Source organism: Actinoalloteichus fjordicus (genome assembly GCF_001941625.1).
Taxonomy (GTDB): Bacteria; Actinomycetota; Actinomycetes; order Mycobacteriales; family Pseudonocardiaceae; genus Actinoalloteichus_A; species Actinoalloteichus_A fjordicus.
Genome location: NZ_CP016076.1, coordinates 6,454,157 through 6,480,353, shown reverse-complemented (window position 1 = coordinate 6,480,353; position 26,197 = coordinate 6,454,157). Strand labels below are relative to the sequence as shown.

24 protein-coding genes and 1 pseudogene are annotated in these 26,197 nt (G+C 69.8%); 13 read left to right on the top strand and 12 right to left on the bottom strand.

The genetic code is table 11. The features are described 5' to 3' along the window. Positions 1–145: 145 nt before the first annotated feature. Complete coding sequence (locus UA74_RS27685) at positions 146–571, bottom strand: succinate dehydrogenase hydrophobic membrane anchor subunit (protein ID WP_075742817.1); 426 nt, start codon at positions 569–571, stop codon at positions 146–148. A gap of 1 nt (position 572) precedes the next feature. Beyond that, a complete protein-coding gene (sdhC, locus tag UA74_RS27680) occupies positions 573–1,010 on the bottom strand; it encodes a succinate dehydrogenase, cytochrome b556 subunit (protein WP_075742816.1) in 438 nt (145 codons plus the stop codon). 407 nt (positions 1,011–1,417) lie between these two features. Here sdhC and UA74_RS27675 point away from each other — a divergent pair, with 407 nt between their 5' ends. From UA74_RS27675 to UA74_RS27650, 6 genes and pseudogenes are all read left to right on the top strand, one after another. Beyond that, complete coding sequence (locus UA74_RS27675; protein WP_075742815.1) at positions 1,418–2,575, top strand: BMP family lipoprotein; 1,158 nt, start codon at positions 1,418–1,420, stop codon at positions 2,573–2,575. Positions 2,576–3,032: 457 nt separating this feature from the next. Further along, on the top strand, positions 3,033–4,745 hold the full coding sequence (locus UA74_RS27670) for an ABC transporter ATP-binding protein (RefSeq protein WP_083683711.1): 1,713 nt from the start codon (positions 3,033–3,035) through the stop codon (positions 4,743–4,745). After that, positions 4,745–5,794 (top strand): annotated as a pseudogene (locus tag UA74_RS27665) (ABC transporter permease); the annotation flags it as partial. The gene UA74_RS27670 and the pseudogene UA74_RS27665, both read left to right, overlap by 1 nt. A gap of 293 nt (positions 5,795–6,087) precedes the next feature. Continuing rightward, positions 6,088–7,380, top strand: coding sequence for an ABC transporter permease (locus tag UA74_RS27660; protein ID WP_075742814.1), 1,293 nt, complete (start codon positions 6,088–6,090; stop codon positions 7,378–7,380). Positions 7,381–7,593: 213 nt separating this feature from the next. Then, positions 7,594–8,001 carry a cytidine deaminase gene (locus UA74_RS27655; protein WP_075744310.1) on the top strand — a complete coding sequence of 136 codons (408 nt, stop codon included), beginning with the start codon at positions 7,594–7,596 and terminating at the stop codon, positions 7,999–8,001. 302 nt (positions 8,002–8,303) lie between these two features. Beyond that, the gene (locus tag UA74_RS27650; protein WP_075744309.1) at positions 8,304–9,614 is read left to right on the top strand and encodes a thymidine phosphorylase; all 1,311 of its coding nucleotides are present in this window, start codon (positions 8,304–8,306) and stop codon (positions 9,612–9,614) included. A 363-nt stretch (positions 9,615–9,977) separates the two neighbouring features. Here the strand turns inward: UA74_RS27650 and UA74_RS27645 are convergent, their stop codons facing one another. After that, positions 9,978–11,177 (bottom strand): Mce/MlaD family protein, encoded by a 1,200-nt coding sequence (locus UA74_RS27645; protein WP_232237509.1) that lies wholly within the window; start codon positions 11,175–11,177, stop codon positions 9,978–9,980. Between the two features lie 359 nt (positions 11,178–11,536). Between UA74_RS27645 and UA74_RS27640 the strand changes: the two genes are divergently transcribed. Further along, positions 11,537–12,625, top strand: a complete 1,089-nt coding sequence (locus tag UA74_RS27640) for an adenosine deaminase (RefSeq protein WP_075765764.1) — start codon at positions 11,537–11,539, stop codon at positions 12,623–12,625. 140 nt (positions 12,626–12,765) lie between these two features. Further along, positions 12,766–13,446, top strand: coding sequence for a hypothetical protein (locus UA74_RS27635; protein ID WP_075765762.1), 681 nt, complete (start codon positions 12,766–12,768; stop codon positions 13,444–13,446). 637 nt (positions 13,447–14,083) lie between these two features. Here the strand turns inward: UA74_RS27635 and UA74_RS27630 are convergent. Continuing rightward, a complete protein-coding gene (locus UA74_RS27630) occupies positions 14,084–15,397 on the bottom strand; it encodes a primosomal protein (RefSeq protein ID WP_075742811.1) in 1,314 nt (437 codons plus the stop codon). Between the two features lie 196 nt (positions 15,398–15,593). Here UA74_RS27630 and UA74_RS27625 point away from each other — a divergent pair, with 196 nt between their 5' ends. Then, positions 15,594–16,205 carry an SMI1/KNR4 family protein gene (locus UA74_RS27625; RefSeq protein WP_075742810.1) on the top strand — a complete coding sequence of 204 codons (612 nt, stop codon included), beginning with the start codon at positions 15,594–15,596 and terminating at the stop codon, positions 16,203–16,205. 79 nt (positions 16,206–16,284) lie between these two features. Here the strand turns inward: UA74_RS27625 and UA74_RS27620 are convergent, their stop codons facing one another. The 5 genes from UA74_RS27620 to UA74_RS27600 form a co-directional block, all read right to left on the bottom strand. Continuing rightward, on the bottom strand, positions 16,285–17,028 hold the full coding sequence (locus tag UA74_RS27620) for an ABC transporter permease (RefSeq protein WP_075742809.1): 744 nt from the start codon (positions 17,026–17,028) through the stop codon (positions 16,285–16,287). After that, positions 17,025–18,014, bottom strand: a complete 990-nt coding sequence (locus UA74_RS27615; protein ID WP_075765760.1) for an ABC transporter ATP-binding protein — start codon at positions 18,012–18,014, stop codon at positions 17,025–17,027. The genes UA74_RS27620 and UA74_RS27615 overlap by 4 nt, the downstream gene beginning before the upstream one ends. Beyond that, entirely contained in the window at positions 18,011–18,346 is a 336-nt protein-coding gene (locus tag UA74_RS27610; protein ID WP_075765758.1) for a transcriptional regulator, read from the bottom strand. Before UA74_RS27610 ends, UA74_RS27615 begins: the two co-directional genes overlap by 4 nt. Then, on the bottom strand, positions 18,343–19,035 hold the full coding sequence (locus UA74_RS27605; protein ID WP_075742806.1) for a hypothetical protein: 693 nt from the start codon (positions 19,033–19,035) through the stop codon (positions 18,343–18,345). Before UA74_RS27605 ends, UA74_RS27610 begins: the two co-directional genes overlap by 4 nt. 462 nt (positions 19,036–19,497) lie before the next feature. Continuing rightward, positions 19,498–19,899: a RidA family protein gene (locus tag UA74_RS27600; protein ID WP_075742805.1), complete on the bottom strand. Its 402-nt coding sequence runs from the start codon at positions 19,897–19,899 to the stop codon at positions 19,498–19,500. A gap of 84 nt (positions 19,900–19,983) precedes the next feature. Here UA74_RS27600 and UA74_RS27595 point away from each other — a divergent pair, with 84 nt between their 5' ends. Next, on the top strand, positions 19,984–20,958 hold the full coding sequence (locus UA74_RS27595; RefSeq protein WP_075742804.1) for a helix-turn-helix transcriptional regulator: 975 nt from the start codon (positions 19,984–19,986) through the stop codon (positions 20,956–20,958). 63 nt (positions 20,959–21,021) lie between these two features. Here UA74_RS27595 and UA74_RS27590 read toward each other — a convergent pair whose 3' ends face one another. The 3 genes from UA74_RS27590 to deoC are packed head-to-tail and all read right to left on the bottom strand — an operon-like array spanning position 21,022 to position 24,339. Next, the gene (locus UA74_RS27590) at positions 21,022–21,915 is read right to left on the bottom strand and encodes an aldehyde dehydrogenase family protein (protein WP_075742803.1); all 894 of its coding nucleotides are present in this window, start codon (positions 21,913–21,915) and stop codon (positions 21,022–21,024) included. Next, entirely contained in the window at positions 21,908–23,341 is a 1,434-nt protein-coding gene (locus UA74_RS27585; RefSeq protein WP_075765756.1) for an aldehyde dehydrogenase family protein, read from the bottom strand. Before UA74_RS27585 ends, UA74_RS27590 begins: the two co-directional genes overlap by 8 nt. 8 nt (positions 23,342–23,349) lie before the next feature. Beyond that, the gene (gene deoC / locus UA74_RS27580; RefSeq protein WP_075765754.1) at positions 23,350–24,339 is read right to left on the bottom strand and encodes a deoxyribose-phosphate aldolase; all 990 of its coding nucleotides are present in this window, start codon (positions 24,337–24,339) and stop codon (positions 23,350–23,352) included. A gap of 390 nt (positions 24,340–24,729) precedes the next feature. On the opposite strand from deoC, the gene UA74_RS27575 reads away from it, so the two are divergent. The 3 genes from UA74_RS27575 to UA74_RS27565 are packed head-to-tail and all read left to right on the top strand — an operon-like array spanning position 24,730 to position 26,162. After that, positions 24,730–24,987: a hypothetical protein gene (locus tag UA74_RS27575; RefSeq protein ID WP_075742800.1), complete on the top strand. Its 258-nt coding sequence runs from the start codon at positions 24,730–24,732 to the stop codon at positions 24,985–24,987. Continuing rightward, positions 24,984–25,814 carry a hypothetical protein gene (locus tag UA74_RS31250; RefSeq protein WP_083683708.1) on the top strand — a complete coding sequence of 277 codons (831 nt, stop codon included), beginning with the start codon at positions 24,984–24,986 and terminating at the stop codon, positions 25,812–25,814. The genes UA74_RS27575 and UA74_RS31250 overlap by 4 nt, the downstream gene beginning before the upstream one ends. Beyond that, positions 25,815–26,162: a hypothetical protein gene (locus UA74_RS27565; RefSeq protein ID WP_075742799.1), complete on the top strand. Its 348-nt coding sequence runs from the start codon at positions 25,815–25,817 to the stop codon at positions 26,160–26,162. The last annotated feature ends 35 nt before the right edge of the window (positions 26,163–26,197 follow it).

Here is a 26,197-nt window from a genome sequence, read left to right as displayed (position 1 = left end):
CGGGCTGTCACGCCCTGGTGAGAACGCGGGTCTGCCGGCCAGGCCGGGGGTTCGGGCCTTCGGTGGGAGTCATGTCTCGGGCCTCGGCGTTCGGGATGAGACCACTCCTCGGCGATGAGCAGGACGCGCCCTCGACCAAGAGATGTCAGTTGCCGATGTTCGGGTCGAAGGTGAAGAGCACGAACGTGCCGAGCCCGATGATCAGCACCATCGAGGCGGTCAGCAGCATCTTCAACCAGAAGCGCGTGGCGTCCTTGCGTGCGTAGTCGTCGATCACGGTCCGCAGGCCGTTCGCGCCGTGGAGGCCCGCGAGCCAGAGCATCGTCAGATCCCAGAACTGCCAGAACGGCGACGCCCACCGGCCCGCGACGAAGGCGAAGTTGATCCGCTGAACGCCGTCGTCGAGGAACAGCATGATGGTCAGGTGGCCCAGCACGAGCACGATCAGCAGCAGGCCGGACAGCCGCATGAACAGCCAGCTGTAGAGCTCGAAGTTGCTGCGCCGTGCGGCGGGCCTGCGTGGCGAACGCGGCGAGGCGATTCGGGTCGGGGACTCGGTCGCACTGGTCATGTCAGCTTCCCCCGAACAGTTCAGCGATGCCCTTGCTGAGCAGGTAGTAGGAACCGGGGATCATGACAAGGAGCCAGATGCCGACGATGGTCCACAGCATGGGGCGCTGGTACTTGATCCCCTTGGCCCAGAAGTCGACGAGCATCACCCGGACGCCGTTGAGCGCGTGGTACAGGACCGCACCGACCAGGCCCAGCTCGAACAGGATCATGATCGGGCTCTTGTAGGTCGCGATGACCTCGTCGTACGCGTTCGGCGAGACCCGCACCAGAGCGGTGTCGAGGACATGGACGAACAGGAAGAAGAAGACGAGAACGCCGGTGATGCGGTGGGCTACCCACGACCACATCCCGGGGTCGCCCCGATACAAGGTGCCCCCGAGTCGGGCCTTGCCGGCCCGGTCCGTGGCTCCCGCCGCGTTGGCGGTGGTGCTGGCCATGACGGACGGCCTCCAACATCTCTGGTGGACTCGGCTGGTCGCCGCTCGAACTCACTCGGTGGACAACCGATGACCCGACGCGCTGACGAAGCCTTGACATTTCGGATGCTAGACCGCCGGGAATGTCCGAGCACAGCCGGCGGTAGCTGCTGTGATCGACCGAACAGAGGAATCGTGCTCCCTGGGCGTGTCCTCCTCCTCGGCGAGTCGGCGTCGCGACGTCCCTCGGGGCTACCACGGGCCGCCGACGACCGACCGTCGCTGTCGTTAACTCGGCTCAACGATTCGGTTACGCGCGACACGACCGCTACCAAGCCGGTCAGACCAGCGGGTACGGTTCGGCGTCCCACATCGTGGCGTCCATATCCTGGACAGCCCTTGACGTGCTTCGGGGAAGGAGCTCGACCATGCGCCGACCGCGTGGTGCCGCAGTTGCGGCCATCGCCCTCACAGGGGCGCTGGCGCTCGCAGGTTGTGCGAGGGACAGCAGCTCAGGAGGCGGGGACGGCGGTGGCGACTCCGCCGCAGGTGGAAGCGGCTGTGAGCTGGCCGAGGCTCCCGTCGCAGACGAGGAGGTCGCCCCCAGCGAGGTGCCGACCGAGGACGTCGACGCCAGCGAGCTGCGTGTCGGGCTCGCTTACGACATCGGCGGCCGAGGCGACGCCTCGTTCAACGACGCCGCCGCCGCAGGCCTGGACCGTGCCGTCGACGAGCTGGGCATCTCCCCGGACAACATCCGCGAGCTGACCGCAGGCGCGAACGAGTCCGAGGACGCCAAGCAGACCCGGCTCCGCCAGCTCGCTGACGACGGCTTCAACCCGATCATCGGCGTCGGCTTCGCCTACGCGGAGTCGTTCAACGTCGTCGCCGCCGAGTTCCCGGACGTCGACTTCGCGCTGGTGGACGCCCCGGCCGACCCCGAGAACGTCACGGCGCTGCTCTTCGCGGAGCACGAGGGCTCGTTCCTGGCGGGCGTCGCCGCCGCCTACGAGTCGGAGAACTGCCACATCGGCTTCGTCGGCGGCGTGGAGAACCCGCTGATCCAGAAGTTCGAGGCGGGCTACCTCGCCGGTGCCCAGGCTGCGGCGCCGGACATCACGATCGAGAACACCTACCTGACCTCCGGCAGCGACATCACCGGGTTCCAGGATGCGGCGCGGGGCAACGAGGCCGCGTTGGGCCAGATCGAGGCCGGTGCCGACGTCGTCTACCACGCGTCCGGGGCCTCCGGCCAGGGCGTCTTCGAGGCGGCCTTCGCACAGGACGTCAAGGCCATCGGTGTCGACTCCGACCAGTACAACCAGGAGATCGTCGGCGAGGCCCACGAGGTCATCGTCACCTCGATGCTCAAGCGCGTCGACGTGGCGGTGTTCGACTTCCTGGCGGCCGTCGCGCAGGACGACCTCTCGGTGATGCCGGAGAACTTCAACCTGAGCGTGGACGGCGTCGGCTACTCCACCTCGGGCGACCTGCTCGCCGCAGACACGATCGAGGCACTCGAGGGCTACCGCTCCGAGATCATCTCCGGGGCGATCGAGGTGCCGGACACTCCCAGCGGCAACTGAGTCGGGCGGACTCTTCTCGGCGGGCGGCACGCATTCGGTGCCGCCCGCCGAGCCGTAGGCCGTCCCGGCGGCCGGTAGGTGTGCTGCGCACGTCGTACGTCGCCTGCTCCGCCGACGCTGGCGTCCCGCAGCAGGTGATCGGGTCGAGCCGCAGGAGTCACCTGACTCAGCCCCGCAGGGACACCGGGGCTGAGCGCCGCCGAGGTCACCGGCCAGTGCCCCGCAGGAGTCACCCGGCCGAGCCCCGCAGGGTCACCCGGTGCCGTGGGAACTGCCGAGCCGAGTCTGGCGGGAATCACCTTGTCTCGGTCTCGAAGGAACTACCGTGGCCGCACGCTGCGCGCGCCTGCCCGGTGGCGCATGACCCAGGGAGCCGCCGGGGCACGCGAAGGGCGTTGCATGATCCACCCGCACCATCTCGGCAGGTCGACATGACAACCACTGAGAGAAGAGATCGATGACGAGTTCCGGGCAGGCGCCCGAGACCGCCGACGGGCGGGCGCCCAGCGCCGTGGTGCTTTCCGGGATCACCAAGAGGTTCCCCGGGGTGGTGGCCAACTCGGATGTCGAGCTGGTCGTCGAGCAGGGCGAGGTGCACGCGCTCTGCGGCGAGAACGGCGCGGGCAAGTCGACGCTGATGAAGATCCTCTACGGCATGCAACAGCCGGACGAGGGCACCATCGAGATCAACGGCAGCCAGGTCAGGTTTCGCTCGCCCTCCGAGGCGATCGCCGCGGGCATCGGCATGGTCCACCAGCACTTCATGCTGGCCGACAACCTGACCGTGCTGGAGAACGTGGTCCTCGGCGCGGAGGCACTGCACGGCATCGGTGCGAAGGCCAGGGCTCGGATCAACGAGCTGGCCGGTCAGACCGGGCTGCACGTCGACCTCTCGGTGCCGGTCGAGCTGCTGGGCGTCGCCGACCGGCAGCGGGTGGAGATCCTCAAGGTCCTCTACCGGGGCGCGCGGATCGTCATCCTGGACGAACCGACGGCCGTCCTCGTGCCGCAGGAGGTCGACGAGCTCTTCGAGACCCTGCGCGGAATGCAGCGCCAGGGCTTCACCTTCCTGTTCATCTCGCACAAGCTCGACGAGGTCAGGGCCATCGCCGACACCGTCACGGTGATCCGGCGCGGCACCACCGTCGGGCGGGCCGACCCTCGGGCCATCAGTTCGCGTCAGCTGGCCGAGATGATGGTCGGCAGCGAACTGCCCAACCCGGAGACCCGCGAGTCCACCGTCACCGAGCGTGCGGTGCTGCGCGTCGTCGGCCTCAACCTGCGCGACGAACTCAGCGATCGACTGCTGCTCGCCGACATCGATCTGACGGTGCGGGCGGGCGAGGTCCTCGGCATCGCCGGGGTGGAGGGCAACGGACAGGTCGAGCTGGTCGAGACGCTGATGGGCGTCCGCAAGGCGAGTTCGGGCCAGGTCCTGCTCGGCGATCGAGACCTGACCGCCGAGGGCACACTGGCCCGGCGCGCGGCGGGCATCGGCTACGTGCCGGAGGACCGCACCCGACATGGACTGCTGCTCGGCGAGCCGCTGTGGGCGAATCGCATTCTCGGGCACCAGACTCGGCGCCCGGTCACCCGTGGGCCGTGGCTGGACATCGACGGCGCCAGGAAGGACACGGAACGCATCGTCGAGCAGTTCGACGTCCGCACGCCGAACATCGACGTCGCCGTCGCGGCGCTCTCCGGCGGCAACCAGCAGAAGCTGGTCGTCGGCCGCGAACTCTCCGGCGATCCGGTGCTGCTGATCGCCTCACATCCGACGCGGGGCGTCGACGTGGGCGCGCAGGCAGGCATCTGGGAGCACATCAAGCAGGCCCGCAGCCGAGGGCTGGCGGTGCTGCTGATCTCCGCCGACCTCGACGAGCTGATCGGCCTGTCCGACACGATCAAGGTCATGCTGCGCGGCAGGCTTGTCGCCGACGCCGACCCGCGCAGCGTGACGCCGGAGGATCTGGGCGCCGCGATGACCGGGGCGGGCAGCGAGTCGGGCACGGCCCGGCCTCTGGCTGGGCCGGGTGATGCAGGCCGGCCTCTGGCTGGGCCGGGTGATGTGGCAGTCCAGCCTGCGACCGGGCCCGACGCCGCGTCGGGTGAGCGCGGGCAGGACGACGGCCGGACGTCGGCCGAGGACGACGAGGACAGGGAACGGTGATGGGCTCGATTCGTGCCAGGCTGCTGCCGCCCGCACTGGCCATCGGCTTCGCCGTGGTGCTGTGCGGCCTGACGCTGCTGATCTCGGGCAGCAATCCGTTCCAGGCGCTGGGCGTGATGATCGGCCAGGTCGGCCAGGGGTCGACGGCGGTGGACATCGTCAACACGGCGGCGTCGTACTACTTCGTCGCGCTGGCGGCCGCGATCGGCTTCCAGATGAACCTGCTCAACATCGGCATCGAAGGCCAGTACCGCCTCGCGGCCTGCGTCGCCGCCATCGTCGGCGGTTCCATCGTCCTGCCGCCCGGCCTCCACTCGCTCGTCGTCATCCTGGTCGCGGCGCTGGTCGGGGCCGCGTGGGTCGGCATCGCGGCCGTCCTCAAGGTGTACCGAGGCGTGTCCGAGGTCATCTCGACGATCATGCTCAACGCGATCTCCCTCGGCGTCATCGCGTACCTGATCCGCAGCGACATGTTCGGCGAGCTGCGCGGCAACAACATCGGCACCGCGTACATCCCCGAGTCCGGCCAGGTGCCGGGAATCTCCTTCGGCAGCTCGGGCACCGTCTTCGGCCTGGTCTTCCTGGCCGCCGCGCTCGGCGTGGGCTACTGGTTCCTGATGAACCGCACCCGGTTCGGCTTCGAGCTGCGTGCCTCGGGCATGTCGCCGACGGCCGCGACGGCGGGCGGGGTGAACGCCAAGAAGATGATCCTGATGGCGATGCTCATCTCGGGCGCCGTCGCGGGACTGGCCGGGCTCCCCGAACTGCTCGGCCGTGATCACACCTTCAGCCTGAACTTCCCCGCGGGGTACGGCTTCACCGGTCTCGCCGTCGCACTGCTCGGCCGCAACCATCCCGTCGGCATCGCCTTCGGCGCGCTGCTGTGGGCCTTCCTGGACAAGAGCGCCCTGGCGCTGGACAACGTCGGGGTGCCGCGCGAGATCGTCACCATCATGCAGGGAGCCATCGTGCTCTCGGTGGTGGTGGCCTACGAACTCGTCCGGCGCCGCGAGCTGCGGGCTCAGCAGCGTCAGGTGGGACGACAGACCGGCCGGATCGACGACGACGAATCCTCGCGCCCGGTCGTACACGCAGGCACCCAGGTGCGTGCGGCTGGTGCGGAGCCGACGACCTCGGCCGGGGGAGACCGGTCGGGGTCGGGCGTCGGGGACGGGCGGCCCGTCGCTACGACGGGAGATGATCCGCCGGGTCCCAAGACTGACGACGGCGGGCCGGGTCCCGCGACTGACGACGGCGGGCCAGGCCCCGCGACTGACGACGGCGGGCCAGGCCCCGCGACTGACGACGATCCGCCGCGTCCCGCGGCCGACGGAGGTGCCTCATGACGACGAGCGTGTCACCACTGTCGGGCGGCGCGAACCCCTCGGCCGCCCCGCTGGGCAGGCCCGGACCGACCCGCGGGCGGCGGGTGCCCGCATGGGCCTCGGCGGCGCTGTGGGTCGCGGCGATCATCGTCGTGCTCTCCACCACCTCGTATCTGACCGGGCTGACCCAGCTCACCGCCTCGGGAACCATCGAGTCCACCGTCCGACTGGCCCTGCCGATCCTGCTCGCCGCCCTCGGCGGCCTGTGGGCCGAGCGATCCGGTGTGATCAACATCGGGCTCGAGGGCATGATGGTGCTCGGCACCTGGGGCGCGGCCTGGGCGGGCTTCCACTGGGGTCCGTGGGCGGGTCTGCTCGCGGCGGCGATCTTCGGAGCCCTCGGCGGCGCGCTGCACGCGCTGGCCACCGTGACGTTCGGGGTGAACCACATCGTCTCCGGTGTGGCGATCAACCTCCTGGGGCTCGGCGTCACCAAGTACCTCTCGACGCTGATCTTCGCTCCCATCTCCAACAATCCGAGGGCCTCGCCGCCGGTCGAGAAGTTCGAGACGTATTCGGCGCAACCGCTGTCGGACTGGCTCGGCGAGTTGGAAGCGATGGACCGGGCCTTCCTGTCCGACGTCGCAGGCATCCTGCGCGGCCTGGTCACCGGGGTGTCTCCGCTGGTCATGCTGGGGGTGCTGCTCGTTCCGATCAGCTACCTGGTCCTGTGGCGCAGCCGGTTCGGCCTGCGGCTGCGCTCCTGCGGAGAGAACCCGGTCGCGGCGGAGTCGCTCGGCGTGAACGTCTATCTGTACAAGTACTCGGCCATGCTCATGTCCGGTGCGTTGGCCGGAATCGGCGGCGCCGCCCTGGTGCTCAACCCCGGCCAGCCGGGCTATGCGGAGAACCAGGTCAACGGCCGGGGCTACATCGGCCTGGCCGCCATGATCTTCGGCAACTGGCGGCCCACCGGGCTCCTCGGCGGATCGGCGCTCTTCGGCTACGCGGACGGGCTGCGGCTCCGGCAGGGCGAGATCACCGTGCACGCCCTGCTCTACGGCGCCGCGCTGCTGATCATCGGCATCGCCGTCGTGCAGCTGCTTCGTCGCCGATGGATCGTCGCGGCAGCCTCGATGGTCGGCGCCGGCCTGCTCTACGCCCTGTACTGGTCGACCGAGGAGCTGCCCAGGGAGCTGCTCGCCTACGCGCCGCACCTGGTGACGCTCTTGGTCCTGGCCTTCGCCGCACAGAAACTCAGACCACCGGCGGCGAACGGGGCGACCTATCGAAGAGGCGAGGGAGATTGACCGGGTCATGAGCGGCTCGCCGGGGAGCGTGGCAGCTCGCCCGCCCTCGGCGCCGCTCGGCTCGGCGCTCCCCTCGCCTGGAGTTCGGCGCGCAGTTCGCTCGCGACCCCGTGCCCGGTCCGCCGGGACCGGGGTCGCTTTCGACTGTTCGGCCGCAGGCGGTCGTGATCGGCGACCGCGCCGACGTGATGAGGAGAACCGACGAAAGTGGACATGCGCACCGATGCCGCCGCGATCGACTGGGCGGCGTTGCGGGCGGCTGCGGTGAACGCCGCGGGCCTGGCCTACTGCCCGTACTCGGGACTCCAGGTGGGCGTGGCCGCCTACTGCGACGACGGCAGGATGATCACCGGCTGCAATGTCGAGAACGCGTCCTACGGGTTGGGTCTGTGTGCCGAGTGCACCATGGTCGGCCAACTTCGTCTCACCGGCGGCGGCAGGCTGACGGCGGTGGCCTGCCGCAGCGGAACCGGCGAGCTGCTGATGCCCTGCGGCCGCTGCCGACAGCTCCTGTACGAGTTCGGCGGGCCGGACTGCCTGGTGGACACCCCGAGCGGGCTCCTGCCGATGAGCCGGGTGCTGCCTGACGCGTTCGGCCCCGACGACCTGCCAGGTCGCTGACACCCCGCTGCGATCGCACGGTGCGCGGGCCCGGGTCGGCAGGGAGCTGCCGTCGTCGTCCGCGTACCTCCTGGCCGGGGCCGACCGGTCGGTGAGCGGGAGCGGGTGCCTGCCGGTCGCGCCCTCGTCCAGACGACGGCGCCGTGGTCGGCCGCCGAGCAGCCGGGCCCGATTCGTCCGATCCGACACCGCCGTCGATTCGGCGACCGGGAGACTGGCACTGCCCGGTGCACAGCCACCGCAGCCTGCCCGACACCGCCACCATCACCCGCATCGAAAGCGGGGACCGGAAGGGACACATGATGACCGGCAGACACGACGCCGTCGACGTCATCCGCACCAAGCGGGACGGCGGCAGGCTCTCCGACGGCCAGATCGACTGGGTGATTGACGCCTACACCAGGGGCGTCGTCGCGGACGAGCAGATGTCGGCCCTGGCGATGGCGATTCTGCTCAACGGGATGGACGGCGCGGAGACGGCTCGCTGGACGCGGGCGATGGTGAACTCCGGCGAACGTCTCGACCTCACCGGCGTGGACCGACCCACCGTCGACAAGCACTCCACGGGGGGTGTCGGAGACAAGATCACCCTGCCGTTGGCCCCGTTGGTGGCGACCTGCGGTGCGGCCGTCCCCCAGCTCTCCGGCCGGGGCCTCGGCCACACCGGCGGCACGCTGGACAAGCTGGAGTCAATTCCCGGCTGGCGCGCTGCCCTGTCGCCGTCGGAGATCCGTGCCCAGCTCAACAGCATCGGGGCGGTGATCTGCGCGCCCACCGACGGACTCGCGCCTGCCGATCGGAAGCTGTACGCGCTGCGCGACGTCACCGGCACCGTGGAGTCCGTGCCGCTGATCGCGGGCTCCATCATGGGCAAGAAGCTCGCCGAAGGAGTCGACGCGCTCGTGCTCGACGTGAAGGCGGGCTCCGGGGCGTTCATGAAGACCGAGGCAGCCGCCCGCGAGCTGGCCAGGACGCTGGTGGAGATCGGCGACCAGCACGGACTGCGGACCACCGCGCTGCTCACCGACATGAGCACGCCCCTCGGCCGCACCGTCGGCAACGCCGTCGAGGTCGCCGAGTCGATCGAGGTGCTCCAGGGCGGCGGTCCCGCCGACGTGGTCACGCTGACCGTGGAACTCGCCAGGGAGATGCTGCGACTGGTCGGCATCGACGTGGCGGGCGCGGCCGACCCGGCCGAGGTGCTCGCGTCGGGACGTGCCTACGAGACCTGGTGTCGGATGATCCAGGCCCAGGGCGGCGATCCCGACGCACCGCTGCCCACGGCCGCGCACCGACAGGAGATCCTCTCCGAGACGGCGGGGACCGTGCTGCGAATGGACGCCTACCAGGTCGGCGTCGCGGCCTGGCGGCTCGGCGCGGGTCGGGCGCGCAAGGAGGACGCGGTCTCGCCGGGCGCAGGCCTGCGGCTGCTCGCCGTTCCCGGCGAGACGGTGGCGGCGGGACAGCCGCTCTTCGAGCTGTACACCGATGACCTCGACCTGGTGCCTGGCGCGCTCTCGGCCTTGGCCGTCGCGGTCGAGATCGGCGAACCCGTGGCGCCGACGGCGACTCCGCCGCTGGTCACCGACTTGATTCGCGGGACGGCGGGCTGAGCGTGCCGCCTGCGGCGGGCTGACCGCCGCAGGCCGGTGACTGACGGCCGCCGGGGCGGAGGCGTCTCGACGCGGACGGCGCCGACGACCGATCTGCCGGACCGATCACGAGATCGGCGCTTGACATGACGACGCGGGCCGAGGATCGCTCCTCGGCCCGCGTCGGTGTCGTCCGATCGATCGGTCGCCTGCCTGCGCCTCAGAGCCTGTCTTTAATCCCCGCTTTCCTGTTGCGCGGGGCCAGCGCGGCGATCTGCGGCGTTGTCGTCAGTCAACATAACTCCGTTATGTCTCTTTCCTCCGCCTGGCAGCTCAGCCACGCTGATCCCCGCTCACGACTCCAGAGGGATCAAAGACAGGCTCTCAGGCGCTCTCGATGGCCGTGTCCAGGTCGTCGTCCTTGTCGGAGTCCCGGTTCTTGCCCGGCTTGCCCCGGCTCGCCCTGCGCTGCTGACGCGGCAGGGGAGTGGGTGCGGGGGGCGCACTGGGGGCTCCGCCGCCGAGGATCAGCTCCGCGAACGTCGCCATCGCCTCGTCGAGCTGGCCCGCGTTGCGCCGCTCCGAGTCCTCGTTGGCGCTGCGCACCATGAGGTTCAGCGCCTCGGCGTCGGGGCGGTCGGCCAGGGTGCCGTCGATCCGGCTGAGGTGATCCTCCACCGCCTGATTCACCGCGCTGAGGCGGTTGACCACGTCCTGGTCGACCTCCTGCAGCTTGCTCTCCACGGCCTGGCTGAGCTCGCCGATCCGCGTGTTCAGGCCCGAGTCGACCTGGTCGACGCGGCCGGTGACGTCCCGCAGCCGCGCCGTGATCTGCTCCAACCGCTCCGCGAGGGCGTCGAGCTTCTCGGTCGGGTCGACCGCGGGCCTGCTCATCAGGTCGTCGAGCTTGGCGTGAACCGATGCCCTGGTGTCGTCGATGCGGCTCTGGACGGCGTCGCGGCTGCTCTCCACGCTGCTGCGCAGTCCGTCCGAGGCCTCGGTCACCGAACGCTGCAACGCGTCCTTGGTGCCGTCGAGGTGCTCGTGCACGCCCTCGTCCACCTCGTCGATGCGCGAGCGCAGCGACAGTTCGAGGACGTCCATGCGCTCCCGGACCGGTCCGTGCACCGAGGCAGGCAGCGCGTCGAGCCTGCCGTCCTGCTTCTCCAGGTGCAGACCCAGCTCGTCCAGTCGCTTGTGGACGCTGGTCAGCCGGTCTTCCATGCCCTCCATCCGGCCCGAGACGCCGTCGATGCGCCCGTCGAGCTGGCTGTAGGGCTTGGAGAGCTTGTCGACCAGCCCGTCGACGGCCTGGAGCAGACCTGCGATGGCGGTGTCCTGCGACTCCAGTCTCGCGAGCGTCTCGTCGAGGCGCTCGGCCAGGACGCTGACCTCGGTCCGATCGGGCAGCTCGGAGATGCGCTTGCGAACCGAGCCGAGCGACTCCAGCGGTGAGAGCCTCGCGTGAATCTCGTCCAACGCATCGAAGACTTGCTGCTGTTCGCTGTCGCGGATCTCCGCAGCACGCGTGAGCATGCTGCGCATTCGATCGAACGACAACGCAGCGTGGTTGTTCTCGTTCACGGCGGGGGTGACCTTCGTCGAGGGGATGGGGCGACCATGCCGAGCCTAGCCAGTTCGGGCGAGGCGCGAAACCACCCCCCGCGTCAGTCTGACTACCAGGCGTGCGGTGTGGTGGCGCGACTCCAGACTGGACCGGAGGCGTCGGCGATCTTCGATTATCGAACGAGTGTAGGAATAACTCCCCCGACCGATGTACCCACTCACCCCGGACTGTGATCACTCCGCCAGCAGGGTGCTGACCGGTAGAGCGAGATCGTCCAGCCTGTGGAGTGAGATCCTCTCGACGGCCTTGATCATATCGTCGAGATGGCCGTCCCGGTGTCGATGACCGCACCCGGCGTGGCGATAAGTTAGCCCCCATGTCGACCCCGGTGACTCTGGAAGCGATTCGGCGCGCGCCGAAGGTGTTGTTGCACGACCATCTCGACGGCGGGCTCCGGCCGCAGACCGTGATCGAACTCGCCGAGGAACACGGCTATTCGAACCTCCCCGACACCGACGAGGCCGCTCTCGCGGTGTGGTTTCGCGAGGCCGCCGACTCCGGTTCGCTGGAGCGTTATCTGGAGACCTTTGCGCACACCGTCGGCGTGATGCAGACGAAAGAGGCGCTGGCCAGGGTGGCCGCCGAGTGTGCGGTGGACCTCGCGGCCGACGGCGTCGTCTACGCCGAGGTGCGCTACGCACCGGAACAGTTCCAGGACCGCGGCCTCAGCCTCGACGACGTCGTCAACGCCATCACGGAGGGCTTCGAACGGGGCGCGGCCGAGGCGGCGGCGGACGGCCGTCGAATCCGAATCGGCACGCTGCTGTGTGCGATGCGGCAGAACGCACGCTCCCTGGAGATCGCCGAACTGGCCGTGCGGCACCGTGACGAGGGTGTCGTCGGCTTCGACATCGCAGGCCCGGAGGCGGGCTTCCCGCCCAGCCGCAATCTCGACGCCTTCGAGTACCTGCGGCAGAGCAATGCGCACTTCACGATCCATGCGGGCGAGGCCTTCGGCCTGCCCTCGATATGGGAGGCTGTCCAGCACTGCGGCGCGGAGCGCCTCGGCCACGGGGTCCGGATCGCCGACGACATCACCGTGGCAGACGACGGGACGGCGACCCTGGGCAGGCTCGCCGCCTACGTCCGAGACCGCCGCATCCCGTTGGAGATGTGCCCCTCCTCCAACCTCCAGACCGGGGCGGCCGAGTCGATCGCGGCGCACCCGTTCGGCCTGCTGGCCGAGCTGAACTTCCGCGTCACGGTGAACACGGACAACCGATTGATGAGCCACTGCTCGATGTCGGGGGAGTTCGAGAAGCTGACGGCCGCCTTCGACTACGGCTGGGACGACCTGCAGCGGTTCACCGTGAACGCGATGAAGTCGGCCTTCATCTCCTTCGACGAGCGGCTGGCACTCATCAACGACGTGATCAAGCCGGGTTACGCCGCACTGCGCGGCTGAGTTCGCGCCGACCGAACAGAACGTCTCCCGTCACCTTTTCGGGGGTGATCTGCCGGCGAATGTACGAGTTCGGCGGCTCCCCGCCTCTTCCTCGTAGCGCGGCGACGTCCGCCGCGTCGAGGAGCGAGGGGACGAGACAGATGAATCCGTTGCACACACCGGGCATCAGGCGGCTCCGGGCGGCTGCCGTCGTGATCGCGCTGGCCCTGATCGCCGTCCTCTGGCCGGGAGCGGGTCAGGCGAGCGCCGAGTCGGCATCCGCCGGCTGGGCCGTCCGGCAGGCAGAATCGGCCAGGACCGTCGAGTCGAGACCGCACCAGGACAGGGCGGACTCGTCGTCACGCCATCAGACGAGAGCAGAGGTCATGGCCATGGAGACGTGTCAGGTCGGTGACGTCGCATCCAGCATCGGTGATGCGGTGATCGATCCCGAGACCGGCGAAGGCCGGGCGGTACTGCTCGTCTCGGCGCGGTGGGCGGCCGTGCGGTGCCTCCTCGGCGCTCGACCGGACCGGGTCGCCTTCATCGATGCCGAGGGCGCGGCGCTGCGCACCAGCGTGACGTTTCTCGACGCCGCAGGCGGCGCGGCCGGGGCCGCCGACGATCCCCAGCCGGTCACTCTGGACGTCGAGCACCCGGCGGCCATCGACCTGCACTGGCACGGGGTGGACACCGGTTCGGCGCAGGGGAGTCCCGCCGTGCATCCGGCCTTCCTGCACGTGTGGCTGCCCGGTCTCGACGGGCCGGTGGGCGGCCGATGGGAGCACGGACCGGTCTACAACACGGGGGTGATCGAGATCGGCCCGCTCCGGCAGACCTAGCAGAGCTGAGCTCGGCGACGGCAGGCCGGTTCGCGGTGGCGCGAGTTCTGTCTCTTGTCGGTGCCGACGGCCTGACGGCGGCCTTGGGCGCCGCAGGCCGTGCGGTGACGGCCGAGTCGGTGCGGCTGGTGTGTCGGGGTCGGGTCGGCACCGGTGCTGATGTCGGCTGCGGCGGCCTCGGACCGCTCGATCAGGCCAGGCTCCCGAGCAGGCAGCGCCGCCTGAGCAGGCAGCCGCAGGCGGGTGGCGGTCGACGGTCCCGTGGACGCCGCCGGGAGGCGAGACGGGCGCGGCGGGCAACGCGGACGAGGTGCGAAAGGCAGACGAGGGAGGGGACGCCTGCGAGGTGATGGCCGGGTGACGCCGTGGCGAACGCTGAGGCGCCTCTCGAACTGAGCCGAGGGGAGCTTCCTGCGAGGAGGCAGGGCGCAGCCTGGGGCGAAGAGCCGCAGGCTGCGGGGCTTTCCAAAGGCGGCCGGGGTTTCTGCGACCGAGCCGGGGTTTCTGCGGCGGAGCCAGAGTTTCTGCGAAGCAGCCGGGGTTCCTGAGACGGGTCGGCGGACTCGACGGCGGCGAACGCCGACGGGGCGGTGAGCCCTTCGGCCCGCCGCCCCGTCGGTGGATCACTGCGCGCCGGTCAGTCGCGGCTCTTCTTGTTGAGTCGCTTCTCGAAGTCGGTCAGCAGACTGCTCCAGCTCTTCTGCTCCTCGTCGTAGGGAGCGCTGGGCGCCATCCGGGTCGGGTCGGGCCGCAGCACGAACGAGACCAGCCAGCCGAGGCTCTCAGAGGACTGAAGGGCGTCGTGGACGCTGTCGTCGTCCGCCCAGTCCGCCGCGTCGGTGAGCAGTTCGACGGCGAGTTCGAGCTGGTTGGGGTCGATGCCCTCCGGCCCCTTCGCCAGGTCCTCGTCGATGCCGATCAGGTGGTAGGTGTTATCGGTCTCGACCTCGACCTCGAGTTCGCCCGCCGTCGCCCGGTCCAGCACCTCGGTCCAGGTGGACACCTCGGCGAGTTCGTTGCGCTCGGCGTCGTCCTCGGCGTCGGCACCGCCCGCCTCGTGGTGCTCGGCGCTGGTGACGAGGAATGCGGTCAGGTCGGCCAGGCTGTCGAAGACGTCGATCTTGCCTTCGGAGCCGAGGAACACCGGGTCGTCGTCCAGATAGCAGCGCAGCGTGTAGTAGTCGCCGCTCTCCATGACGAGCCGGATCGGGTCGATGCCGACCTCGCGCCAGAAGCCGGGCTCCTCCTCCGCGTCGGCGTCCTGATCGGCGTCGGCGTCCTCTTCGGAGCCTGCGGAGCCCTTGGCGGCCGCGCCTGCCTTGGCGGGCAGTGCGGCGTCCTCCTCGTCCTCACCGGGCTCGGGCAGCTCTTCGGCGGCGGCGGCCACGGCGGCCTCGGGGACGTCCGGCACGGTCATCACGTCGTCGAGGGCGTCCAGGACCTCGTCCCAGCGCTCGGCCACCACGGTGGACAGCTCGGTCCACAGGCGTCCGCCGTCCCGGCCGCTGAAGGGCAGCGTGCCCTGGTCCAGCATCGAGAAGCCGGTGGCGGAGTCCAGTACCTCTCGCACGACGTCGAGCTCGCAGACCTCGGCGAGCGCACGGAGGATGGCGACGATGTCGGACAGCTCGCCGACGGTCCAGGTGTCCGGCTCCTCCGCCAGCAGCTCCGGCACGCCGACCAGGTCGAACTGGTGGTCGGTGTCCGGGATCAGCTCGGCGGCGGCGAGTTCGGGGACCAGCGACCATGCGGGGTGATCGATCAGGTCGTGTTCGCGCGCGGTGCGGATGAACGCCACCAGGTGTGCCACGTCGGGGAATCCGTACAGGTCGTCCTCGTGACCGAGGAACGCCTCCCACTCTTCGCCGTCCTCCCGCCATCGAGGGGCCCAGAGGGTGACCACGTCACCCTCGGTCAGCCCCAGTTCGATCGGGACGATGTCCTGCGCCATCGTTGTACCTCCGGTGCCGCTCGCCCAGGGCGTGGCACGCCCGGCCGGGATGAATTGCCACGGCGCAGCCTACGGGCTGACCGGTCGTGCGGGATCACCGGTCAGCACCCGATTACCCCTACCGCCACGTCGACGACCCTTGATCATCGGTCCGTTGGCGGTACCGCCGAACGGTGTGAGTCGCCATCGTGATGCCATGGAAGTCCTCACACAGTGGAACCGGATTCTTCAGTGGTCGGCGCGGTATGCGCCCGGCACGCATGCCCAGCTCGCCGACGGTGCATCGCGTGCCGACATCGAGGCTGCGGAACGGGACCTCGGCTTCGAGGTCAACCCCGAGCTTCGCACCTGGTGGTCGGTGTGCGACGGCACCAGGGAGGGTCGATTCGCCGAGTTGTTCCCGCCGTTCTACACCCCGTGCGGCCCTGCGGAGTCCGTGCGGTCCTGGCTGGTCAGCAAGACGATCTGGCAGGACGCCTGGGAGCTGCCCGACACGGGGCGCCTCGCGGGCTCCTGGGCACACGGCTATCACCCGAGGTTCGTTCCCATCGCCTTCGACGGTCTGGGGAATCACCTGGTGATCGACCTGCGCCCCGGACCTCGACGGGGCGCGGTCCTGGAGTGGGATCACGAGCTGTGCCATGTCGAGGAACCCCGATGGCCGAGTCTGGCCGGGTTGTTCTCCGACGTCGCGCAGGCGCTGGAGACCGGATCGGTGATCGATCACAGCCGTGCCTGGGTCGATCCGGATGGTCAGATCGACTGGCAGATCGGCAACTGGACTGAGACGGGGAGCCCGGGCCGCTGAACCCCGCGCTCGATCCTCGGCTGCCGGTGGCAGGGGCGGATCGAGGAGCAGGGGCTCGACGGCACCGGACTCCATGTTCTCAGCGGAATCGTCGGCCTTCGTCGCGACGGAAGGCGAAGGCCGCGAACCCGGCCAGCACCACGGTCCAGGCGAGCAGCACCCCGAGGGCGGTCGTCGGCAGGGGCGTTCCGGTGAGCACGGAGATCACCATCTCGCGCCCCGCCCTGGTCGGAAGCGTCTGGGAGAGCGCGTCGAGCCAACCGGGGAACAGCTCGGGCGGGAAGAACAGCCCACCCGCGAAGGCGAGGGGGAACACGAGTAGCTGCACGACGACGTAGACCGCCTTCGAGGACAGCAGGTAGCCGATCCCGAGCCCGAGCAGCAGGAACGGCACGCCGATGGCGAGCAGCAGGACGACGGCCAGCAGGATGCGCACCGGGGACGCCGTGGCGTTCGTGAACAACGCCGCCGTGAGGATCACCGGGATCAGGCCGATCAGCGCGAAGAACAGGCCGTTGAGCACCCGGCCGCCCAGCCGTGGTCCCGCGCCAGCAGGCAGGGTGCGCAGGTAGCCGTCCCACGGCCTGCCGCGTTCCTCCGCGATCTGGGCGCCGAAGGTGTAGAGGCAGACGTTGACGATGGAGAAGAGGGCGAGTTGCCCCGCTGCGTTGGTCGAGGCCACCGGGTCGCCGGACACCGCCTCCATCGGCACGACGAAGAAGAACATCATCAGCGACGGGAACACGAGGAAGCCGACCACGGCGATCGGGACCCTGGCGTTCTCCAGGACCTGGTATCTGGCGTGCAGCAGCATCATCTTCATCGGGCGTCTCCCGCCGGGGCCGGGTGTCTCTGCGTCGAGTCGGGTGCGGCGGTCAGCGCGACGAAGGCCTCCTCCAGCGAGGCGGTGGTGATCTGGAGGTCCTCGAAGGGCGTGCCCGAGAGCACGAGGTCTCGCACCAGCTGGTCGGGGTCCTGGGTGAACAGCTGCACTCGGCCGTCCGTCCGCTCGCTGCGCAGCACGCCGGGCAGTTCGGTGACGGCATCCGACCCCGGCAGCGGCTTGCCGGTGACGGCATCCAACCCAGGCAGCGGCTTGCCGGTGACGGCATCCGACCCCGGCGTCCGCAGATCCACGCGGCTGGTCGCGACCTGCGAGCGGATGGCGTGCAGGCTGTCGTCGGCGAGCACGCGCCCTCGGTCGATGACGACGACCCGCTGAGCGAGCGCTTCGACCTCCTCCAGGTAATGGCTGGTCAGTACCAGTGTTCCGCCCGTGGCGTGGTAGTGGCGCAGCGCGCCCCACAGCGCGTGCCGCGCTTCCACGTCCAGGCCGGTGGTCGGCTCGTCCAGCACGACGATCCTGGGCCTGCCGACGAAGGCCAGCGCGACGGTGAGCTTGCGCTGCTGTCCGCCGGAGAGCGCGCCGGTCTGCTTCGCCGCCGAGTCGGCGAGGCCGAACTGCTCCAGCAGTTCGCCGGTCGGGCGCGGATCGGCGAAGTGGCCTGCCACGAAGTCGACGACCTCCCGCACGCGCAGCGTCTCCGGCAGGCCGGTCTGCTGCGGTGTGGTGCCGAGCCCCGTCCGCCGGGCAGGCTTCCTCGGGTCGCCGCCGAAAAGCTCGACGCGGCCGGAGGTCGGCTTGCGGACCCCGGTGAGCAGGCTGATGAGCGTCGTCTTGCCCGCCCCGTTCGGGCCGAGCAGCCCGACGAGCTGGCCTGCGGGGATGTCCAGGTCGACGGAGTCCAACGCGATCACGTCGCCGTAGTGCTTGGAGGCGTTCACCGCCCTGGCCAGAAGTTCTGTCATGGTTTCGTTCCTCCGGGATCTGGTGTGTCCTCGGGACCGACGGCGGGTTCGAGCAGTGAGCGAAGGGCCCGCACGTACTCGTCGAACGCACTGCGTCCCCGCGTGGTCAACGTGAGATAGGTGGCCGATCCCCGCTTCACACTCGTGATGTATTCGCTGGTCTCCAGCTTGCGAAGGTGAGTGATCAGGTTTCCCGGCGTCATGTCGAGCAGCTTCTGCAACCGGGTGAAGGCGATCTGATCACCCGCGCCGAGTGAGGCGAGTGTGCTCACGACCCGGAGTCGGGCCTGGGCGTGGATGACCGGGTCGAGGTCGCCTGCCTGCGGGCTCATGCCCCGTCGCCTGCGGGCAGGGCGGCCCGGTCCGCACGGCGTTCGGCACGGAGTTGGAAGACCCCGAACACGAGGAGCCCGCCCCCGCCCGCCAGGGACATCACCAGGTAGTGAAAGGGAATGCCCGCGAAGGCGCTGGCGGCGGTGCTCGCGACGATCCACAGCCCGATGCCGTACTGCCAGACGTCGGAGAACACCGCGCCGCCGGAGAGCAGCAGCATCCCCGCCATCAGCCCCGGTGCGGCCGACCACAGGAGATCGGCCGCACCGGGGCTCACCCCCAGCGGCATGACGGCGATGAGGACGGCGGCCGTCCCGACCATCCCGACCATCCAGGAGATCCCGTACATCGCGGCGGACTGCTGTGAGCCGCCGCGCAGCCCCCGACTGCTGCGCGCCACGACGAACCAGGTGCAGACACACGCCATGCCCAGCAGCATGAAGTAGATCAACAGGGCCGGACCCTGGCCGATCGGCAGCAACGGCTCCGGTCGAATGACCAGGAACAGCACCGCGTAGCCGAGCAGCCAGGCGGCGCCGAAGCTCAGCGGGATCACGGTGAAGCCGCTGAACAGCTGGTTCTCGGTGCGGCGCTGCTGCTGCCGGATGAGTGCCAACATCGCGGCCGGGTCCGTGACCTCGGCCGGTTCGGCGTCCTGCCGTCTCGCGTCGTCCTGCATCAGGTCCACCGCCGTCCCACCTACTTTGCGATACAAAGTCACCGTCCTGCACTTTGTATCGCAAAGTAGAGATCGAGACAAGCGGGGATGGTCGGGCCAGGTCGTTCGCGCGGCCGCCGCGTATCCGTCGAAGGACGCGATCGCCGCAGGTCACCGCCGGGTTGATCGACCGGTTGCGGCCTCCGAGAAGGCATCCGGCGATCACGGCGGGAATCGTGGGCGGTCGACAAGGAGACCTCGCCGCGCCCCGGCCAGCGAGTATGGCCGGCTCGTGGGCTCGTTCACCCGTGGCCTGCATGGTGGTCAAAGAGACGACCGGGCTCGTGCCCACAGGTTCACGGCTGGGACCGTGGTGGATCGTGCTCGCCTCGAGCCTGCGGCCTGGCCAGGCAGGCGAGGGCGTGTGCGATGTCGTGCTGAGCACGCTCCGCCCGCATCGGGGTGATCAGCCCCGATGCGGGCGGCGGCGAATCAGGGGCGGGCGGCGACGGCCTCGACCTCGAACAGCACGTCCGGTGTAGCCAGGCTCGCCACACCGATGATGGTCTGCGTGGGCGGCGTCGTGCCCCAGTTCTCCTGCACGGCCCCTGCGATCGGCCCGAGCTTGCTGACGTCGTGGTCCACCACATACGTCCTGAGCTGGACGACGTGGCTGAGGTCGAGCCCGTGGGCGGCGAGAGCGACGCCGATGTTGCGGAAGGTCTGCTGCACCTGCTCGGCGAAGTCGGCCGAGACGATCTCGCCCTCCGTGGTCGATCCGAACTGACCCGCGACCAGCACCAGGTCCGTCCCTGCGGGGACGGCGGCGGTGTGGCTGTAGCCGCGCGGGACCGGGTTGTAGAGACCGGCCGGGTTGACGATGGTGTGTGACATCTGGGATTTCCTCTCCTGTGTGATGAGGCAATCCTCGCGGGAATATACGACACCTTATGTCGGGTATTCCCGTAGAGTTTTCAGATGCGCGCCGACCGGTTGGTATCGCTGGTGCTGCTGCTGCGCCGGCATGGTCGGCTGTCCGCCGCCGCGCTGGCCCGCGAGCTCGAGGTGTCCACTCGCACCGTGCTGCGCGATATCGAGGCGCTGTCCACGGCAGGAGTCCCGGTCTACGCCGAACGCGGCAGGCACGGCGGCTTCGCGCTGCTACCGGGTTTCCAGACCGAGCTCACCGGGCTGAACCACGATGAGGCACTCGCCCTGCTGGTCGCCGGATCACGGCGCGGCGGGCAGACGTTCGGCCTCGGCGCGGCGCTCGCCTCGGCCATGCGCAAGGTGGTCGACGCGCTACCCGAAGGCCAGCGGTCTACTGCGGCAGGCGCGGTCCAGCGACTGCTCATCGAGCCGGAGGCCGACCTCCTCGCGCGCAGGCTGGTCATCGAGGAGGTGCCGGACGCCATCGTGGCCGAGGTCCGGCGCGCGGTGTTCGCCGGACACCGGCTGCGCATCCACTACGCGGCGGTGGACCAGCCGCCGAAGTGGCGCACGGTGGACCCGATCGGCCTGGTCACCGCACGCGACCATGGCTACCTGCTGGCCACGAGGTCCGGTGCGAACCGCACCTACCGGCTGTCCCGGATCTCGGCCGCCGAGGAACTCGCCGAACCTGCCCAGCGGCCGGACCGGGTGGATCTGGACCGGGTCTGGCAGGACCGCAGTACGCGATTTCGGACCGACGGCGACCAGGTCACCGTGCTGGCACGGGTGAACCCGGCGCGACGGGCGGAGCTGGTGGGCACCGCGCTGGCCGTCCTCGCCGAGGAATCCGACGCGGACGGCCAGCTGCGGCTAGAGGTCACCTTTCAAGACTCGCGGCACGCCGAATGGGCGCTGTGGCAGCTCGGCACGAACGCGGAAGTGCTGACCCCGCAGTGGTTGCGCACCGCCCTGTACGACCGTGCCGCCGCGATCGTGGCGAGCTACGGAGTGCCCTCCTGATGAATCGTCGGCTTCGGCAGCCCGCCGCCGAAGCCACCGGTGCGGGCCGGGATCGCCTGCGCCTCACACCCCCACGGGATGCCACACGGTCTTGTGCTCGATGAAGGTCCGCAGCCTGCGCAGCTCGGGCCTGCGCGTCCAGTCCGGTTCGGCGCTCGGCGCGTGCAGCACCCGTTTCACGGTGCCCGCCGCCGAACGCTCCAGCTCCGGCTGGAGGATCTCCGGCGCCCCGGTGAGGTCGAGCCCGTTGACGTCGGCGTGCGAGGCCAGCCACGGGGCCAGCTCCACCGGGCTGCCGGTCAGGATGTTGACCACCCCGGCGGGCAGGTCCGAGGTCGCCAGGACCTCGGCCAGCGTCATCGCGGACAGCGGGCGGGCCCGGCTGGTGACCAGCACGGCCGTGTTGCCGGTGGCGATCACGGGTGCCAGCACGCTGACCAGGCCGAGCAGTGACGAGTCCTGCGGCGCGAGGATGCCGATCACGCCGCTGGGCTCGGGCACGGTGAAGGAGAAGTACGGTCCGGCGACCGGGTTCGACGCCCCGAGCACCGTGGCGATCTTGTCGGTCCAGCCCGCGTACCAGACCCAGCGGTCGATGGTCAGCTCCACCAGGGCCGCCGCCCGCTTGAGCGGCAGACCCTCCTGCGCGACGACCTCGGCGGTGAACTGCTCCCGCCTGCCCTCCAGCATCTCGGCGATCCGGTAGAGCACCTGCCCCCGGTTGTAGGCGGTGGCGCCGGACCAGCCCGCGAAGCCCTTGCGTGCCGCGACCACGGCGTCGCGGACGTCCTTGCGCGAGGCGTGTGCGGCGTTCGCCAGGAAGGCGCCCTTGGCGTCGGCGACCTCGTAGACGCGGCCGGACTCCGAGCGGGGGAACGCACCGCCGATGTAGAGCTTGTAGGTCTTGTTCACCGACAGCCGGGGGGCTGCGGTGCCCGACACCAGTCGATTAGACATCGAGGTAGGCCTCCAGACCTGCGCGTCCGCCTTCGCGGCCGAACCCGGACTCCCGGTAGCCGCCGAACGGGGCGGTCGGGTCGAAACGATTGAAGGTGTTCGCCCACACGACGCCCGCCCGGAGCCGCTGCGCGGCCCACAGGATGCGCGAGCCCTTCTCGGTCCAGACGCCTGCGGACAGCCCGTAGGGCGTGTTGTTGGCCTTGGTGATCGCCTCATCGGGGGTGCGGAAGGTCAGCACGGACAGCACCGGCCCGAAGATCTCCTCCTTGGCGATCCGCATCGACTGCTGGACCTCGGAGAACACCGTCGGCGCGAAGAACAGACCGCGTTCCGGGAGCGGACACGGGCTGGTCCACCGTTGCGCTCCCTCCGCGTCGCCCGCGTCGCTCAGCTCGATGATCTTGTTCAGTTGCTCCCGCGAGTTGATCGCGCCGACGTCGGTGTTCTTGTCCAGCGGGTCGCCCACGCGCAGGGTGGCGATCCTGGTGCGCAGCCTGGCCAGCAACTCCTCGGCCACCGACTCCTGCACCAGCAGCCGGGAGCCCGCGCAGCAGACGTGGCCCTGGTTGAAGAAGATGCCGTTGACGATCCCCTCCACCGCCTGGTCCAGCGGGGCGTCGTCGAAGACGATGTTGGCCGCCTTACCGCCGAGCTCCAGGGTCAGGCGCCTGCCCGTGCCCGCCAGCGTCCTGGTGATCTCCTTGCCGACCTCGGTGGACCCGGTGAAGGCCACCTTGTCGACGTCCGGGTGACTCACCAGGGCGGCGCCGACGTCGCCCGCGCCGGGCAGGATGTTGACCACGCCGGGCGGCAGCTCGGCCTGCCGACAGATGTCGGCGAAGACGAGCGCGGTGAGCGGGGTCGTCTCGGCCGGCTTGAGGACCACGGTGTTTCCGCAGGCCAGAGCGGGCGCGATCTTCCAGGCCAGCATCAAAAGCGGGAAGTTCCACGGGATGACCTGCGCGGCGACGCCCAGCGGACGCGGCTCGGGTCCATAGCCCGCGTAGTCCAGCTTGTCCGCCCAGCCCGCGTGATGGAAGAAGTGCGCGGCGGCCGTCGGCACGTCGGTGTCCCGCGACTCCTTGATCGGCTTGCCGTTGTCCAGGCTCTCCAGCACGGCCAGCTCACGGGAGCGTTCCTGGATCAGCCGGGCGATCCGGAACAGATACTTCCCGCGTTCGGCGCCGGGCATCCGGCCCCACACGCGGTCGTAGGCCCGTCTGGCCGCGCGGACCGCGAGGTCGACGTCGTCCGACGACGCGGTGGCGACCTCGGCCAGTACCTCTTCGGTGGCCGGGTTGACCGACTTCAGCGGCTTGCCCGCGCCGTCGACGAACTTGCCGTCGACGAACATCTGATAGGAGGTTCGCAGGTTCGCCAGCTCCCGAGACTCCGGCGCTGGCGCGTATTCGAAGGTAGGCATGGCGCTTCTCAGTCCACCGTCACATAGTCGGGGCCGCTGTAGTGGCCGTTGCGTTGGGCTCGGCGCTGCATGAGCAGGTCGGTCAGCAGGCTGGACGCGCCGAGGCGGAACAGGTCGGGGGTCAGCCAGTCGGCCCCGGCGACCTCGTGCACCGCCACCAGATGACGGATCGCGTCCTTCGTGGTGCGGATGCCGCCTGCGGGCTTGACGCCTCGGTACTCTCCGGTCCGGTCGTGCCAGTCCCGCACCGCCTGCAACATCACCTGGGTGACCGGCAGCGTCGCGGCCGGGGACACCTTGCCGGTGGAGGTCTTGATGAAGTCGCCGCCCGCCAGCAGCGCCAGCCAGGACGCCCGCCGCACGTTGTCGTAGGTCGCCAGCTCGCCCGTCTCCAGGATGACCTTGAGATGCGCGGAGCCGCAGGCCTGCTTGACCGCCTGGATCTCCTCGAAGACCTGTCCGTAGCGGCCGGTGAGGAAGGCGCCCCGGTCGATCACCATGTCGATCTCGGTGGCGCCCGCCGCGACCGCGAACCGCGTGTCGGACAGCTTGACGTCGCGGTGCGCGCGGCCGGCGGGGAAGGCCGTCGCCACGCTGGCGACGCCGATCCCGCTGCCGCGTACCGCGTCGACGGCCACCTCGACCAGGTCCGGATAGACGCACAGCGCGGCGACCTGCGGGACGTCCGGGTAGTCGGAGTCCGGGCGCCGGGCCTTCGCGGCCAGCGATCGCACCTTGCCGGGGGTGTCGGCGCCTTCCAGGGTCGTGAGGTCGACCATGCTGATCGCGGTGTCGATCGCCCACAGCTTGGCGGCCTTCTTGATGCTGCGGGTGGCCAGGCCTGCGGAGCGCTGCTCGACGCCGACCTGGTCCACACCGGGCAGCCCGTGCAGGAACCGACGCAGCGAGGCGTCGTCGCGGACGGCGTCGGACAGGTCGCCGGGTAGTGCGCTCGCAGTCCGATCCGATGCCTCGGTCGTCGTCGACGTGGAAGCCATACCGGCAGTCTAAGTGCCTGGCAGATGATCCTCTTCCGCCGCGAGCGGCGCAGTGGTCTCCGCCGCGAGCGGCGCAGTGGTCTCCGCCGCGAGCGGCGCAGTGGTCTCCGCCGCGAGCGGCGTAGTGGTCTCCGCGCGAGCGCGGGGTGGTCTCCGCTGCGAGCGGTGCGGTGATTCCCGCTGTGAACGGCGTGCCGGCTCCCGCTGCCTGCGCCGCAGTGGTTCCCGCCTGCGGGGACGGACGACGGATGCGCCCGTTCCCGCCGGGCGGGGCGCATCCCCGGCCCCGGAGTCGTTCGTCCGTCGGAGCGAGTGATCCGCGCAATCCTTTGTGTCTGTCTGCCGCACCCGGCACGATGTGATCGACGCCCGGCGTGATGAGGAGCAGGCGTGGACGAGCAGCAGCAGGATCTGACCGGACTCGCCCGCAGACTTCCGATCGAGGACATCGTCCTCGGCAGGGACGAGGCGGCCAGGGTCGCCGCCGAACTCAGGAGGCTGTGGGCAGGATCGTTGGACGGGCGGGCCGAGTCCGCCGTGCATCATCTCGTCGTCGGCGGGTGGAAACTCGACGGCGTGCTCGCCAGGCTGCATCGCTGCGCCGATCTCATCCAGTCGGAGGCCGCCCGACGGTCGGCCTCCTCATGACCTCCGTCGGAGAGGTCGCCGCCCGCCTGCGCGCCGCCGTCGATCGGCTGCCTGCCGATGCGCTACGCGACGCGCGCAAGCTGCTCATCGAGGAGATCGAGCCGCTGCTGCACCGGGCCAGCCAAGGCGACGAGGACTTCGTCCTGCTCGACGCCCTCGGCCTGCTCGCTGCGGCGGTCGACGACCTCGCCGACGTCGCGGCCTACTTCGAGCACGCCCGCGCGCTGACCGACGAGTACGCGGCGGAGCACGGGGGAGGGGGGATCGTGGACCCGGGCGGTCCCGCCGTAGGTGCGGGGTCTGCCGACTCGCGGCCTCTCCGGACGGAGGCCTCAACAGGCCCAGATCTCCGGCCCCCGGCAGCTACACCCGCCGCCCCGTCTGTCGGAGAGCCGGTGTTTCCCGGCGATGTGCGGGTAGCCGAGCTGAATCCCACCGAGAAGACCCTGGTCGCCGAGGCGCTGGCGCAGGGAATCAAGATCAGTCCTGATCGCGTGCTGCGGATCGGCCGTGCACCGGGCGGTCGGATCGTGTGGTTGGAGACCGGAAATGCGAACAAGGGTCTGCGACACATGCTGGAACGAGGCAGGCCCGCACAGTTCGCCGATCAAGGCGTCGCCGCCGAGCACATCCCCGATGTCGTCCTGCGATGTCTGTTGGTGGGAACGCCCGTCGGCGTGACCGGCAGGGATCGCGTGGTCTATGAGACTGAGCATCGTGGTCAGCTCATCTGGGTCGGGGTGACCGTGGCGGACAATGGATTCATCGTGAGTGCGAATCCCGTGTCACGAGGCAGCAGACTCAAACCACTGAAAGTGGGTGACTGAATGTCGGACCGTGCGGTGGTCAAGCTCGCTCTCGGGCTGGACTGGCAGGCGGGTCCCTTCTGGCTGTGGCGAGACGAGCCGCTCCCGGAGGAGTTCGACAGTGCGGAGGTGACCGAGGTGCTGGAGCTGTCCGAGAGCCTGATCGCCGAGATCATCGAATGGGACTCCGTCTACCAGGCGAAATGGACGCTCATGATGGAGGATCGTCCGATCTTCGCGACGGAGGAGGACCGCCTTCGGTTCCTGGCATGGGGTCGGGTATTGGCTCGCCGGGTGCGGGCGGAGTGTCCGCCGGAGGTGACGGTGACGTACTCCGGTGACGGTTCGCTGGACGAGTTGATCCCGTAAGGGAATGGGCTGCGGCGGATCGAAGGAGAGCCCCG

What these genes read in the sequence shown, in the direction of transcription:
- UA74_RS27685 (WP_075742817.1), bottom strand. Translation starts at nt 571, where the DNA reads ATGACCAGTGCGACCGAGTCCCCGACCCGAATCGCCTCGCCGCGTTCG.
- sdhC (WP_075742816.1), bottom strand. Translation starts at nt 1,010, where the DNA reads ATGGCCAGCACCACCGCCAACGCGGCGGGAGCCACGGACCGGGCCGGC.
- UA74_RS27675 (WP_075742815.1), top strand. Translation starts at nt 1,418, where the DNA reads ATGCGCCGACCGCGTGGTGCCGCAGTTGCGGCCATCGCCCTCACAGGG.
- UA74_RS27670 (WP_083683711.1), top strand. Translation starts at nt 3,033, where the DNA reads ATGACGAGTTCCGGGCAGGCGCCCGAGACCGCCGACGGGCGGGCGCCC.
- UA74_RS27660 (WP_075742814.1), top strand. Translation starts at nt 6,088, where the DNA reads ATGACGACGAGCGTGTCACCACTGTCGGGCGGCGCGAACCCCTCGGCC.
- UA74_RS27655 (WP_075744310.1), top strand. Translation starts at nt 7,594, where the DNA reads ATGCGCACCGATGCCGCCGCGATCGACTGGGCGGCGTTGCGGGCGGCT.
- UA74_RS27650 (WP_075744309.1), top strand. Translation starts at nt 8,304, where the DNA reads ATGACCGGCAGACACGACGCCGTCGACGTCATCCGCACCAAGCGGGAC.
- UA74_RS27640 (WP_075765764.1), top strand. Translation starts at nt 11,537, where the DNA reads ATGTCGACCCCGGTGACTCTGGAAGCGATTCGGCGCGCGCCGAAGGTG.
- UA74_RS27635 (WP_075765762.1), top strand. Translation starts at nt 12,766, where the DNA reads ATGAATCCGTTGCACACACCGGGCATCAGGCGGCTCCGGGCGGCTGCC.
- UA74_RS27630 (WP_075742811.1), bottom strand. Translation starts at nt 15,397, where the DNA reads ATGGCGCAGGACATCGTCCCGATCGAACTGGGGCTGACCGAGGGTGAC.
- UA74_RS27625 (WP_075742810.1), top strand. Translation starts at nt 15,594, where the DNA reads ATGGAAGTCCTCACACAGTGGAACCGGATTCTTCAGTGGTCGGCGCGG.
- UA74_RS27620 (WP_075742809.1), bottom strand. Translation starts at nt 17,028, where the DNA reads ATGAAGATGATGCTGCTGCACGCCAGATACCAGGTCCTGGAGAACGCC.
- UA74_RS27615 (WP_075765760.1), bottom strand. Translation starts at nt 18,014, where the DNA reads ATGACAGAACTTCTGGCCAGGGCGGTGAACGCCTCCAAGCACTACGGC.
- UA74_RS27610 (WP_075765758.1), bottom strand. Translation starts at nt 18,346, where the DNA reads ATGAGCCCGCAGGCAGGCGACCTCGACCCGGTCATCCACGCCCAGGCC.
- UA74_RS27600 (WP_075742805.1), bottom strand. Translation starts at nt 19,899, where the DNA reads ATGTCACACACCATCGTCAACCCGGCCGGTCTCTACAACCCGGTCCCG.
- UA74_RS27595 (WP_075742804.1), top strand. Translation starts at nt 19,984, where the DNA reads ATGCGCGCCGACCGGTTGGTATCGCTGGTGCTGCTGCTGCGCCGGCAT.
- UA74_RS27590 (WP_075742803.1), bottom strand. Translation starts at nt 21,915, where the DNA reads ATGTCTAATCGACTGGTGTCGGGCACCGCAGCCCCCCGGCTGTCGGTG.
- UA74_RS27585 (WP_075765756.1), bottom strand. Translation starts at nt 23,341, where the DNA reads ATGCCTACCTTCGAATACGCGCCAGCGCCGGAGTCTCGGGAGCTGGCG.
- deoC (WP_075765754.1), bottom strand. Translation starts at nt 24,339, where the DNA reads ATGGCTTCCACGTCGACGACGACCGAGGCATCGGATCGGACTGCGAGC.
- UA74_RS31250 (WP_083683708.1), top strand. Translation starts at nt 24,984, where the DNA reads ATGACCTCCGTCGGAGAGGTCGCCGCCCGCCTGCGCGCCGCCGTCGAT.
- UA74_RS27565 (WP_075742799.1), top strand. Translation starts at nt 25,815, where the DNA reads ATGTCGGACCGTGCGGTGGTCAAGCTCGCTCTCGGGCTGGACTGGCAG.